Origin of the sequence: Streptomyces sp. NPDC007088, assembly GCF_042869355.1 — a bacterium.
Classification (GTDB): domain Bacteria; phylum Actinomycetota; class Actinomycetes; order Streptomycetales; family Streptomycetaceae; genus Streptomyces.
In genome coordinates this window covers 96,847-109,467 of record NZ_JBIAFO010000014.1, presented here as the reverse complement: position 1 = coordinate 109,467, position 12,621 = coordinate 96,847, and the positions used below count along the sequence as shown (strand labels likewise).

The 12,621-nt window shown below is 73.0% G+C and carries 11 protein-coding genes; all 11 read right to left on the bottom strand.

Annotated features, from left to right (window positions below; translation table 11 throughout):
* Position 1 precedes the first annotated feature (1 nt).
* On the bottom strand, positions 2-1,054 hold the full coding sequence (locus tag ACFYMP_RS22445; protein ID WP_388860435.1) for an NAD-dependent epimerase/dehydratase family protein: 1,053 nt from the start codon (positions 1,052-1,054) through the stop codon (positions 2-4).
* On the bottom strand, positions 1,044-2,027 hold the full coding sequence (gene rfbB, locus ACFYMP_RS22440) for a dTDP-glucose 4,6-dehydratase (RefSeq protein WP_388860432.1): 984 nt from the start codon (positions 2,025-2,027) through the stop codon (positions 1,044-1,046). The genes ACFYMP_RS22445 and rfbB overlap by 11 nt, the downstream gene beginning before the upstream one ends.
* Positions 2,024-3,091, bottom strand: a complete 1,068-nt coding sequence (locus tag ACFYMP_RS22435; RefSeq protein WP_388860429.1) for a glucose-1-phosphate thymidylyltransferase — start codon at positions 3,089-3,091, stop codon at positions 2,024-2,026. The genes rfbB and ACFYMP_RS22435 overlap by 4 nt, the downstream gene beginning before the upstream one ends.
* Before the next feature lie 45 nt (positions 3,092-3,136).
* A complete protein-coding gene (locus ACFYMP_RS22430) occupies positions 3,137-4,267 on the bottom strand; it encodes a nucleotide disphospho-sugar-binding domain-containing protein (protein ID WP_388860543.1) in 1,131 nt (376 codons plus the stop codon).
* 2 nt (positions 4,268-4,269) lie between these two features.
* A complete protein-coding gene (locus ACFYMP_RS22425; RefSeq protein WP_388860425.1) occupies positions 4,270-4,851 on the bottom strand; it encodes a dTDP-4-dehydrorhamnose 3,5-epimerase family protein in 582 nt (193 codons plus the stop codon).
* Entirely contained in the window at positions 4,851-6,047 is a 1,197-nt protein-coding gene (locus ACFYMP_RS22420) for a nucleotide disphospho-sugar-binding domain-containing protein (RefSeq protein ID WP_388860422.1), read from the bottom strand. The genes ACFYMP_RS22425 and ACFYMP_RS22420 overlap by 1 nt, the downstream gene beginning before the upstream one ends.
* A gap of 26 nt (positions 6,048-6,073) precedes the next feature.
* A complete protein-coding gene (locus ACFYMP_RS22415; protein WP_388860420.1) occupies positions 6,074-7,366 on the bottom strand; it encodes an activator-dependent family glycosyltransferase in 1,293 nt (430 codons plus the stop codon).
* Between the two features lie 129 nt (positions 7,367-7,495).
* On the bottom strand, positions 7,496-8,707 hold the full coding sequence (locus tag ACFYMP_RS22410) for an MFS transporter (protein WP_388860417.1): 1,212 nt from the start codon (positions 8,705-8,707) through the stop codon (positions 7,496-7,498).
* A gap of 17 nt (positions 8,708-8,724) precedes the next feature.
* On the bottom strand, positions 8,725-10,752 hold the full coding sequence (locus tag ACFYMP_RS22405; RefSeq protein WP_388860414.1) for an SDR family oxidoreductase: 2,028 nt from the start codon (positions 10,750-10,752) through the stop codon (positions 8,725-8,727).
* The gene (locus tag ACFYMP_RS22400) at positions 10,752-11,687 is read right to left on the bottom strand and encodes an aromatase/cyclase (protein WP_388860411.1); all 936 of its coding nucleotides are present in this window, start codon (positions 11,685-11,687) and stop codon (positions 10,752-10,754) included. The genes ACFYMP_RS22405 and ACFYMP_RS22400 overlap by 1 nt, the downstream gene beginning before the upstream one ends.
* 19 nt (positions 11,688-11,706) lie before the next feature.
* Positions 11,707-12,492, bottom strand: coding sequence for a 3-oxoacyl-ACP reductase FabG (fabG, locus tag ACFYMP_RS22395; protein ID WP_388860408.1), 786 nt, complete (start codon positions 12,490-12,492; stop codon positions 11,707-11,709).
* Between the last annotated feature and the right edge of the window lie 129 nt (positions 12,493-12,621).

The following is a 12,621-nucleotide window of genomic DNA, read 5'->3' as shown; positions in this document are numbered from 1 at the left end:
ATCAGTTCCTTTCCGTGGCCGCTGTGCCGGCCGTGAAACCGAGAGGTGTGCCCTGCGGAAGCCCTTCCGGGGGCAGTACGGAGGCCAGAAGGCTCCGCAGGGAGTCGTCCACGCCACGCCGCGGCCGCCAGCCGAGCAGCTCGCGGGCCAGCGTGACGTCGAGACACTGCCGGGGGACGTCGGTGCGCGCGGCCGGGCCCGAGGCCGTCTCGGTCACGGTCACCGGCAGGCCGCTGAGCGCGATCATGCGGTCGATCAGCCCGCGCACGGGGACGGCCTCACCGCGGCCCACGTTGATCACCCGGCCGGTGACGGCCGCCGCGGGCGCGGTCGCCGCGGCCACCACGGCCTCGGCGACGTCGTCGAGGTCCACCAGATCGCGGGCGGTGCGCAGGGGCGGCAGGTGGAGCGCCGCCGCCTCCGAGCCGAGCGCCCGGGACCGCGCCGCCTCACGCAGATGCGCCGCGAGACGCCCGAACAGACTGCCCTCCGGGACCCCGGGGCCCAGTACGTTGGCGAGCCGGAGCACCACCCCCTCGACGCCCTGTCGCGCCCCGTCGAGCACCGCCTGGGTGCCCTGGAGCTTCGTGCGGCCGTACGCCGTGACCGGCAGGGGCGGCTGGTCCTCGCCGGTGGCGCCGTCGGGGGCGCCGGCCCCGTACTCGTGGACGCTGCCGAGCTGGATCAGCCGCACCGGCGGACCCGGCAGAGCGGCCAGCGCGGCCACCGTCCGCTCGACCAGTTCGGCGTTGCCCGCGGCCATCGCCGCCTCGTCGGCCCGCCAGGCCCGCCCGGCCGCGTTGACCACGAGGCCGGGGCCGCTCGCCGCCAGCGCCTCCACGATCTCCCGGTGGGTCGCCGTGAGCGGGTCGAGACGCGCGGCCGTCACACCGGGGCCGACCGCGCGCACCGCGCCGGGGGACGCGGTGCGCGACAGCAGCCGTACCCGGGCTCCGCGCCCGCTGAACTCCGCGCCCAGACGCCGGCCGAGGAAACCCGTCCCGCCGAGGACCACCACCGACAGCCCGGCGACCGGGCGGTGCTCAGCCGGCACGGTGGGTGCCGTCCTTGACGGCCTTCCACCAGCCGGGGTTGTCGCGGTACCACGCGACGGTGTCGGCCAGGCCCTGCTCGAAGCCGATCCGCGGGGCGTAGCCGAGCTGCTCGCTGATCTTGGACTCGTCGATCGAGTAACGCAGGTCGTGCGCCTTGCGGTCGGAGACGCGGCGGATCATCTCCTCGGTGGAACCCGTGAGTTCGAGCAGCTTCCGGGTCAGGTCGAGGTTGGTGTACTCGTTGCCGCCGCCGATGTTGTAGACCTCGCCGGGCTGCCCGCCGTTGAGGACGAGGTGGATGCCGCGGCAGTGGTCCGCCACGTGCAGCCACTCGCGGACATTGCGCCCGTCCCCGTACAACGGGACCTGGCGGCCCTCCAGGAGATGGGTGACGAACAGCGGGATGACCTTCTCGGGGTGCTGGTAGGGCCCGTAGTTGTTGGAGCAGCGGGTGATCGACAGGTCGATGCCGTGGGTGCGCCAGTAGGCCCGCGCGACCAAGTCCGAGCCGGCCTTCGAGGCGGCGTAGGGGGAGTTCGGGGCCAGCGGCCACTCCTCCGTCCAGGAGCCCTCCTCGATCGAGCCGTACACCTCGTCCGTGGAGACGTGCACGAACCGTTCGACGCCGGTGTCCAGCACGGCGTCCAGCAGCGTCTGGGTGCCCAGGACGTTGGTTCGGAAGAACTCGCCGGCGCCCTCCAGGGACCGGTCCACGTGCGACTCGGCCGCGAAGTGGACGACGGCGTCGTGCCCGGGAAGCAACTCGCGCAGCAGCTCGCGGTCGCAGACGTCGCCCCGGACGAACTCCATGCGCGGATGCGAGACGGGCAGGTTCTGCCGGTTGCCCGCGTAGGTCAGCTTGTCGAGGGCGGTGACCCGTGCGCCTTCCCAGCCGCTGTACTCGTCAGCCAGCAGCCCGCGCGTGAAGTGCGAGCCGATGAACCCCGCCGCTCCGGTGACCAGAATCCTCATGCCGCGACCTCCACTCGGGTGTGATCTCCGACGACCAGGCAGTGGTGACCGGTGCCCCGGCCGGTGGTGCCCACGGAAGCGGCCCGCCCGATCAGCGAGTCGCGCAGTTCGCGCACCCCGGTCACGGACGACTCGTCCAGGGCGATGGACCGCTCCAGCCTGCTGTCCCGCACCAGGCAGTTCCGCCCGATGGACGTGTGCGGGCCGACGTGGCTGTTCTCCACCACCGTCCCGGAGCCGATGACGGCCGGTCCCTCGATGCGGGACCGCACGATCCGGGCGCCCTGCTCCACGACGACCTGGCCGACCAGGACGCTGCCGGCGTCGACCCGGCCCTCGACGCGCCGGGACAGGCCCTCCAGGAGGTGGCTGTTGCACTCCAGTACGTCCTCCACCCTCCCCGTGTCCTTCCAGTAGCCGTCGTACCGGCTGGCCCGGACCTCGGCCCCGGAGTCCAGGAGCCACTGGACGGCGTCGGTGATCTCCAGCTCGCCGCGGGCGCTGGGCGTGATGGCCGCCACCGCCTCGTGGACGGCGGGGGTGAAGAAGTACACGCCGATCAGCGCGAGGTCGCTGCGTGGTTCAAGCGGCTTCTCCACCAGGCGCAGCACCTCGCCCTCGGTGCCCAGTTCGGCGACGCCGAAGGCGGAGGGATCGGCGACCTTGTGCACGACGACCTGGGCCGCGGGCCGGTGCCGGCTGAACTCCTCGGCGATCGGGACGACCCCGTCGGGCAGCATGTTGTCGCCCAGGTACATCACGAAGTCGTCCTCGGCCAGGAAGGGCCGGGCGATGGCCACCGTGTGGGCCAGCCCGCGCGGCGCGTCCTGCGGGATGTAGGTGATGCGCACACCGAAGCGGAGGCCGTCGCCGAGGACCGCCTCGATCTCGGGTCCCCGGTCGCCGATGACGACGCCGACCTCGGTCACGCCGAGGGCGCGGACGGACTCCAGCACATGCACCAGCACCGGGGTGTTGGCGATGGGGATGAGTTGTTTGGGCATCGAGTAGGTGAAAGGCCGCAGCCGGGTACCGGACCCGCCTGCGAGCACCAGAGCCTTCATCGAGAGGTCCTCTCGGTTCGTATGGTCACGCGAGCCGTCCGATGGTCACGCGAGTTGTCCGAGCGTCGCGACCACGCTCGCGGGGGCGGGCATGGCGGCGATCTCACGGGAGAGCTCCCGGGCCCGTTCGCCGTACCCCTCCTTGGACAGCAGCTCCTGGCAGGCGTCGGCGATCGCCCCCGCCGAGTCGTCTCCGGGGAGCAGGGTGATCGCGGCGCCGTAGTCCGCGACCCGCGAGGCCGGCTTCTCCAGTACCGCGCCCTTGGGGACGAGCAGCTGGGGCACACCGGCGACGAGCCCGGTCAGCGTGCTGACACCACCGGCGTGGTGCACGAGCAGGTCGCAGGTCGGCGCCACGAGGTCCAGGGGCACCCAGCCGACCCGGGCGCCCGGAAGTTCCTCGCGCAAGCCCGGGGCGACCTCGTCGGGGGCGGCGACGATCAGTTCGACGCCCCAGGAGGCGACGTCCTTCGCCAGTCCCCGCAGGAAGTCGAAGTTCCTGTCGTAGCTCTCCTTGGCCACCCGGCTCCCCGAGGTCACCAGGACCCGGCGGCGCTCGCCCCTGGCGAGCATCCAGGGCTCCAGCCGCCGTTGGGCGTTCGCCGGGACGTAGCGCATCGGCTGCGCGTCGGCGGCGCCCGCCGGACGCAGGCTCGGCGGGCAGATGTCCACGAAGAGATCCGGTTCGGGCAGCTTGCTCAGCCCGAACTCGGCCAGCTCCGGGCGGAGTTCCGCGTCCGCGCCGGGGTGGATGCCGTCCGCCTCGATGGCGTCCCAGCTCTGCCGCACATGCGGTACGCCCAGATGCAGGGCGAGCAGCGGGGCGACGTAGCTCATCGTGCCGCCGACGATGAGGCCGGGGCGCCAGACGCGGCAGAACTCCAGCATGCCCGGCAGGCTGGAGGCGGCCATGCGGGAGAACCAGCGGCCCGTGAAGAGCGCCTGCTCCACCGGGTCCGCCGGGATCGTCTCGGGCCGGCCCGACCGGTCCGTGGTGATGAAGTGGCGGATGGGCAGTTCGGTGGTCGCGATGCCCGGCAGTCCCGAGGAGGTGATGTACGGGACCATGTCGTCGTTGGCGGCCATCACGACCTGATGGCCGGCGTTGCGGGCGGCGGTGGCCAGCGGGGCCAGGGCGAACACGGTCGCCGGGCTGCCCGCGGCGACGAAGAGCATCCTCACGGCGTCCCCGCCTCGTGGAATCGGGGCAGCAGCCCTGCCCGCACGGCCTCGGCCAGGTTCGGCGCCTTGGCGTCCTTGTCCGAGATGAGCGGGGTCTCGGCGCAGTCCCAGGGCAGTGCGAGATCCGGGTCCAGTGGGTTGATGTCGATCTGCGTTCCGGGCACGTACGTGGAGGTCACGACATAACAGATGCAGGCGTCGTCGCTGAGCGCGAGGAAGCCGTGGCCGACTCCCTCCGGTACCAGGACCGAGGTGCCCGCCTCCGCGTCCAGCACGTTGACCCGGTGCTGTCCGAAGGCCGGCGAGCCGACGCGCAGGTCCACGACGATGTCCCGCAGCGTCCCGCGCACACACGTGACGTACTTGGCCTGCCCCGGCGGGATGCGCACGCTGTGCAGACCGCGCAGCGTGTGGCGTCTGGACACGGAGTAGTTGATCTGGCGCGGCAGGAAGGGGTGGCCGGTGGCCTCCTCCAGCAGGTCCCCGCGCATCGCCTCGTAGAAGGTTCCCCGGTCGTCGGGCCGGTGCCGGGGGGTGATCACGAAGGCTCCGGGAATGGACATTTCCTCGATGTGCACTACACGCTCGCCTTTCTGGGGTGCGCCGCCCCGCGGGTCAGCTGTTCCAGTCGTGCCGCCACCGCGGCGGGGGTGGGCATCGCGGCCATCTCGGCGGACAGGCGGCGCGCCGCCCTGGTGTGACCGGGGTCGGTCAGCAGCGCCTCCAGCGCCTCGCCGAGGATTCGCGGGTCCTCCTGCTCCCGCGGGGTGTCGAAGCTCAGCCCGGCGCCGGTCGCCGCGAGCCGGTCGCCCAGCGGGAAGTGGTCCGCCAGCTGGGGCAGTACGAGCTGCGGCAGCCCGAAGGCCGTCGCGGTCATCGCCGTGCCCGCGCCGCCGTGGTGCACCATCGCGTCACAGCCACCGAGGAACAGGTGCAGGGGCAGCGGGTCCACCACGCGCACGTTGCCGGGCAGCGGACCGACCGCGCCGCGGCGGGAGGCGGGCAGGGTCACGACGATCTCGGTGGCGGGCCGGCGGGCGAGGGCGCGCAGCAGACCGCCGGTGAAGCGCTCGCCGTGCAGCGCCAGGGTGTTGCCGAGGGAGACGGCCACCCGCTTGCGGCCCGCCCCCGGTCCCCGGTCGGCCCGCACCCAGGCCGGTACCTCGCCGCCGCCGTTGAAGGGCACGTAGCGGATCGGCGTCCCCGTGCCGTCCCGCGGAATCCGCAGCGAGGGCGGGCACGGGTCGAGCAGCAGGTCCGGGTCCGGCAGCGTGGACAGGCCCAGCGACTCGCAGCGCTCCCGCGCCCTGGAGCGCGCGTACGCGCGGGCCGGTCCCGAGATGGCGTCCACCGTCCACCGGTGGTGCACCACCGGCACCCCCAGCCGCGCCCCGATGATGAGGGAGCAGTACTCCAGCGGGTCGGCCAGCAGCAGGTCCGGTCGATGGGCCTTCGCCACCTCGGTGTAGCGGTCGAGCAGGGAATCGGCGTGGGCCCACCACAACCGGCCGTAGCCGCCCAGGTGTTCGGGTGCGGGCCGGGGTCTCGCCCGAAGCGGCCGCCGGTCCTCGGGCAGCCCCTTGAGTAGCATCGCGTCGACGTCGAAGGCCGCGCCGACCCCGATACCGACCAGCCCGCTGGTACGGACGGCTTCGAGCACGTCGGGCTGGCCGAGGACGGTCACCTCGTGCCCGGCGGCCCGCAGCGCCCACAACAGGGGTACGGCGGGCAGGAGATGGGTGGGTACGGGGGTGGAGATCACCAGTACGCGCATCGGCGGACAGTCCTTCCGGGGTGCGGTCAGCGGCGTTCGGCGGTCAGCCGCTCCAGCAGCGGGACGATGTCCGAGGGCGCGGGCGTGGCGAGCATCTCCTGGTGGAGGCGGTCCGCGCCCAGCTGGAAGGAGGGCTCCTCCAGGAGCCGTACGAGCTGCTTGTGCAGGCCGGCGGCGTCCGGCGCCTCGTGGTCGGCCACCAGCCCCGCGCCCATGTCCGCGACATAGCGGGCCGTGACCATCTCGTCCCACATGACCAACGGCATCACCAGCTGGGGCACCCGGAAGGCGACGGCCGAGGCGAAGGTGCCGCCACCGCCGTGGTGAATGATCGCGGAGCTGGTCGGCAGCACCTGATTGAGCGGTACGTACTCCACCGCGCGGACGTTGTCCGGCAGCGTCCCGACCTCGGCGAGCTGCTGGCTGTTGACGGTGGCGACCAGCTCGACGTCCAGCGCGGAGACCGATTCGAAGAAGTCCCGCATCGGGAAACCGCTGTACTTGCCGAAGATCTTGCGCCGGCTCACCCCCAGGGACAACACCACCCGGGGCCGGCCGGGCCGCGTGTGGAGCCAGTTGGGCAAGGTGGACGCGCCGGTGTAGGGGACCCGCCGCACCGGGACACGCGGCACCTGTAGCGGCGCCTGCATCCGGGACTGGGTCAGATCGAGGCTCCACTGGCCGAGCACCATCTCGTCGCTGAACTCCAGCCCGTACCGCTCCAGCGCCGGACCGAACCACTCAAGCCAAGGATGCGTGGTCAACTCGGACTCCGGATCAGCGAGTTCCTGCTTCGTCCGCTCGTGGATCACGCCGATGTTGTCCATTCCCCAGAGCAGCCGCGCGTGGGCGGCGCCGCTGACCCGGGCGGCGATCGGCGCGGGGAACATCAACGGGTCCCACAGGACGAGGTCGGGCCGCCAGTCGCGCGCGAAGTCGATCAGGTTGTCCAGTACGGGCCTGCGGGCGTCCGGGTCCTCGGGCGTCGGGTAGTGCAGCCGGAACATGCCGGTGAGGATCGCGCGGGTCGTCTTCCACGAACCGCCGGTCGCGCTCTCGTGGGCGTCGAAGCCGAGCGAGGGCCGGTCCGGCTTGGTGTCCCCGGTGTGCGGGCCGAGCGCGGCCGGCAGCTCCTCCGGGGTGCCGAGCGCCACGGCGTTGAGGCCCGCCGCGCTGATGTTCGCGATCACCGCGGGGTCCACCACCCCCGCGTGGCTGGCGACGACGACCTCGTGCCCGGCGCTCTGCAGCGCCCAGGCCAGCGGTACGACCGGATACAGGTGTGCCGTCGCCGGAAAGATGGTGAACAGGACACGCATCGTTGATCTCCGTTCGCGTTCGCGCGCGTTGGTGGCGTGGAGGAAACAGGGGGCGTCGGTGTGCGGGAGTCTCGGCGGACGTCGTCCGGTGGCGTAGGCGCGGGGGCCGCAGGATGCTCCGTCGTGCGCTCAGGAGGCGGCGGGCTTCGCCGCGCCGCCCCGGTACCGGCAGCCGACCACGGCCCCGGCCGCGGACAGAGCGGTGAGCAGCGCCAGCGCCGGGCGGTAGCCCACCGAGGAGAGTGCCGCGACGGCGGGCAGCGTGAGCACCGCACCCAGTTGCACGGCGGTCTGGTAGACCGGCACCGCCGCACCCCGGTGCTCCGCCGCGACTCCCGAGGTGGCCTGGAGGTTGAGGGCGGCGAAGGACAGGACGAAGCCGGCCTCGACCAGGAGCAGCGCCGGCAGCACCCCGGTGAGGTACCCGCCGGGCTCCCCCGTCAGCAGGGCCGTCGCGCAGCCGAGCGCCGCCGCGCAGCCGCCCGCGGCGATCAGCCGCTGCGTCCCGAAACGCGCCACCGTCCGGCCGGCGAACGGCAGGGACACCGCCAGGGGCACGCAGGCGGGCAGCAGGGCGAGCGCGGTCCGCGGCGGGCCCCAGCCCCACGCGTCGTGCAGCCGGTGGGTGAGAAGCAACAGCAGCCCGAGATACGTGCCGTTGAGCACCGCCGCGCACACCGCCGAGCGCCTGAACGGACCGTCGCGCAGCAGCCGTGGCAGCCTCACCCGCGGCACCGCCACCGCCCCCCGGGCGTCACGGGGGATCAGCCGGTAACCCGCCACCAGCAGGAGCAGGGCGACCGGTGCGGGGAACACCGGAACCCATCGCCAGCTCAGCTCCGTGAGCGCCCCGGCGCACAGCAGGCCGGCGGTGAACCCGGCCGCCCCGAACAGCGAGTACACCGACACCGCCCGGCGCTGCTCGGGGCCCGGCCGGAAGGTGGCGGCGATGATCGCGAGTCCGGCCGGGGCGGTCAGCGCGGCACACGCGCCCTTGACCACCCGGGTGGCGATCAGCACGCTGCCCTGGCCGGCGAGGCCGCCGGCCAGCGAGGCGACGACGAACACCGGCAGAGCCGCGAGATACACCCGCCGCCGTCCCCACCGGGCGACCAGACGGGGGCCGAGAAGCAGCAGCGCCGCGAACCCGGCGGCGAAACCGCTCATGACCCACTGCGCCGCGAAGTCCGAGAGACCGAGGTCCCCGGCCATGGCGGGCAGCGCGACCAGGACGACGGAGACCTCCAGCGCGTCGACGAGCATGTTGCCCGCCAGGACGAACAGCAGCGCCCGCCGTCCGGCACCGGTGCGGGGGGCGGGAGGTGAGGAGAGAGTCGACATGGTGACCGTCCGCCCGTTCAGCCGCCCAGCAGGGTGCCGCCACTGGCGTCCAGGTAGGAGCCCGTGATCCAGCGGGAGTCGTCGCTCGCGAGGAAGGCCACCACGTCGGCGACGTCCCGCGCCTCCCCGACCCGGTTGAACACCGAGTAGCCCGCCATGGCGGCGACCGCCTCGGGGTCGTCGAAGACCGGCGCCCCGTTGTTCGTGATCCCCGGGCCGACACTGTTCACCGTGATGCCGCGCGGGCCCAGGTGCTTGGCGAAGTGCAGGGTGAGCTGGTCGATCGCGCCCTTGGTCATCGCGTACGCCACCTCCTGCGGGTTGGCGACCCGGGTCAGCCCCGAGGAGATGTTGATGATCCGGCCCCCGTCGGGCAGGTTGGTCAGCGCCCGCTGCACGAGGAAGTACGGCGCCTTGGCGTTGACGGCGAAGAGCCGGTCGAACTGCTCGGGCGTGAGGTCCTCGGGGTTCACCCCGCCCATCACCCCGGCGTTGTTCACCAGGATGTCGAGGGTGGTGGAGCCGGTGCGCTCCTTCAGCTCCCGCTCCAGGGTCAGGAACAGTTCGTGGACGTCGCCGTCCACCCCCAGCCGCGCCGGTACGGCGAAGGCCCGCCCGCCGTCCTTCTCGATCGCGGCGACCGTCTCCTCGGCGGCCTCCCCGCTGCTGGAGCAGTGCACCGCGACGAGCGCCCCGTCGCGGGCCAGTCGCAGGGCCGTGGCCCGCCCGATGCCCCGGCTGGAGCCGGTGACGAGCGCGGTCTTTCCGCTGAGCCTGCCCATGGTGATGTCCCTTCGCGTGATGTGCTGACGAATCGGTGCCGGGTCGACGGGGCCGGCGAGGTCCCCGGGGACGGACGAGCCGAGCGGCGCGGGAGGCCGCGACCCCTCGGGGCTCCCGCCGTCCAGCCCGCTGATCATGGCGCCGAGGTGGCGGCGGACGGCGCCGATCCCCAGCAGCTCCCCGAGGACGGAGCGCAGGGCGTCCACCTCGGGCCCCCCGAAGAGGAGCTGGGCCTGCGCGTCGATGTTGGCCAGCACCCGCGCGCCCACCGGGTGGCGGACCGAGTGGTAGCTGTCGAGCAGGTCGGGACCGGACCCCGGCGGCCCCTGCGCGAGATGGCGGGCGAGTTTCCCGCCCAGGTCCATCGCGTCCTGCAGCCCGAGGTTGAGCGCCTGGCCGCCCACCGGCAACTGGGCGTGCGCGGCGTCCCCGGCGAGCAGGAGCCGGCCCTTGCGGTAACGGGCCGCCTGGAGCCGGGCGTTGTCGAAGGCGTTGAGCCACAGCGCGCGGGCCCCGCCGAGGTCCTCGCCGGTGACGTGCTCCCACACCCGCCTGACCTCGGCGAAGGAGGGCGTCCTGGCCGGACCGGGAACCCGGTCGAAGGCGTGCACCATGACGCGGGTGACGCCGTCGGGACCGCGACGGGCGTTGGCCACGCCGTTCGGATGCCGCTCGAAACGGCGCTCGCGCACCTCGACGCCGGCCAGGTCGGCCCGCAACAGCTCCTTGGTCGCCTCGGCCCCGCGCATGAGGAAGCCCCCCAGTCTGCGCACGACGCTGCCGCCCCCGTCACAGCCCACGACGTAGGCGGCGCCGAACCGCCGCTGCCGCCCCTCCGGCGTGGTGGTGGTGACCTCCACCCGGTCGTGCTCCTCGGCCAGACCGGTCACCGTGTGCCCGCGCCGCACCTCGGCGCCGCGCTCCTGCGCCCAGTCGGCGAGTACGGCCTCGACCAAGGTCTGCGGCGCCTTCCACTGCCCCGCGTACGCGCTGTCCCCGGCCTCGGCCAGGTCCAGGCGCAGCCCGCCGAAATGGCCGGGGCCGGCGTCGGGCAGCGGCCCGAACCGGTCCAGCAGGCCGCGCTCGTGCAGCAGTTCCACGGTGCGGGCGTGCAGGACCGAGGCCCGCGACTCGGTGGTGGGCTCGGCCAGCCGCTCCAGGACGAGCACCCGCGCCCCGCCGCCGCGCAGCTCACCGGCGAGCATCAGGCCCACCGGACCCGCGCCGACGACGATCACGTCGGTCTCCGGCCCGGCCGGCATCAGAGCCGGTTCTCGGCGTGGTCCTTGGCGTGCCCCAGGGTGGCGCGGCTGTTGGTGCTCAGCGCGCCGCGCACGTACTCCCGGGCGTCCGCGACGCTCGCCTCCGGTCCGAGGATCCGGGCGATGTTGTCGGTGTTGAGGACGACGGTGTGCTGCGAGGAGGCGGTGGCCCCGCTCTCGTCCTCCGTGAACGTCCAGCAGCCGGTGTGCAGGGTCATCAGCGCGGGAAGGGTGACCTGCTTGTACGCGATCCGGTGGTGCGGGAAGGCGACCCGGTACGACTTGGTGGTGTGCGTCGACCCGTCCTTGGCGCGGGTGTCCATCTCCAGCGTCTGCAGGCCCGGCGTGTCCTCCGAGAAGCGCACCGAGGCGACGTGGGGCAGCCGCTCCACCCACCGGCCCGCCTCGTTGACGAAGTCGTAGGCGGCCTTGGCCGGGCCGGCGATCCGCACACTGTCCTCGAAGGAGAAGGTGAGCGCCTCCTCGGCGTGCACCCGCTCCACATTGGTCTTCAACGCGGCCAGCTCGGAACGCGAGTTGCTGTCGACGGCCTCGTCGATCCACCGCAGGCCGGCCGGGTCGTCGTCGACGGCCCGGTAGTCGTGCAGCAGCCGGACGCGGGCCGACCCGCCGGGCAGCGGCTCGATGATCCAGGTGCCGCCCATGGCCGCGACCGGCGGGGTGGAGACCTCCTGGCGGAAGGTGATCCGCAGCCCGTCCGGGTCCAGGGTGCGCCGCGAGGTCCAGCTCTTGGCCTCACCGCCCGCGGTCGCCCAGATCCGGATGCGTTCCTCGCCGGCGCCGCGCTCGACGTGGTCGACGAAGATGGTGGGCGGGAACAACCGCGGCCAGTTCTCCACCTCGGCGATCAGCCGGTAGACGTCGGCGGCCGGAGCCGCGACGGTGATCTCGTGCTCCACCTGGCGAGTCGTCATGACGATCTCCTCTCGGGTCTCAGAAGTTGCCCAGGCCGCCGCAGACGTTCAGCGCCTGGGAGGTGAGGGAGGCGGCCGTGTCGGAGACCAGATAGCCGACCAGGCCGGCGACCTCCTCGGGGGTCGAGTAGCGGCCCAGCGGGATCTTCGCCTGGAACTTCTCCAGGATCGCCTCCTCGCTCGTGTCGTAGGCGGCCGCGTATCCCTGGCGGACGCGCTGCGCCATCGGGGTCTCGACGTAACCGGGGCAGACCGCGTTGACCGTGATGCCGGTGGGCGCCAGTTCGTTGCCGAGCGCCTTGGTGAACCCGACGACGGCGTGTTTGGAGGCGGAGTACGGGGCCCCGAGCACCACGCCCTGCTTGCCCGCGGTCGAGGCGATGTTGACGATCCGGCCGCGGTCCTTGCCGCGCAGTCCGCCCGTGGTGAGCACGGCGCGGGTCATCAAGAAGACGCTGTTGAGGTTCGTGTCGATCACGTCGTACCAGAGCTCGTCGCTGATGTCGGCCGTCACACCACCGCCCGACCGGCCGGCGTTGTTGACCAGGACGTCGATCGTGCCGAAGCGGTCGACGGCCCGCCGCACGAACCGCGTCACCTCGTCCTTGGAGCGCACGTCGCACGGGGCGCCGTCCACCTCCAGGCCCTCGTCGAGGAGCTCCTTCACCGTGCTCGTCACGCCCGACTCGGTGCGGGCGCAGAGGAACACCTGATGGCCCGCGCGGGCCAGCAGCCTGGTCACCGCCAGGCCGATGCCACTGGTGCCGCCGGTGACGATGGCGACCTTGGGACTTGTCCGCGTCATGTCTGTCTCCTGGATGCGTCTGGGTGCGTCGGTGAACGGCTGCTGACCGGACCCGGGGGCGGGGGGGCCGCGCCGCGGGCGGGGGGGGGGTGGTGTGGGGGGGGGGGCGCGCGCCCCCCCCCCCCGCCC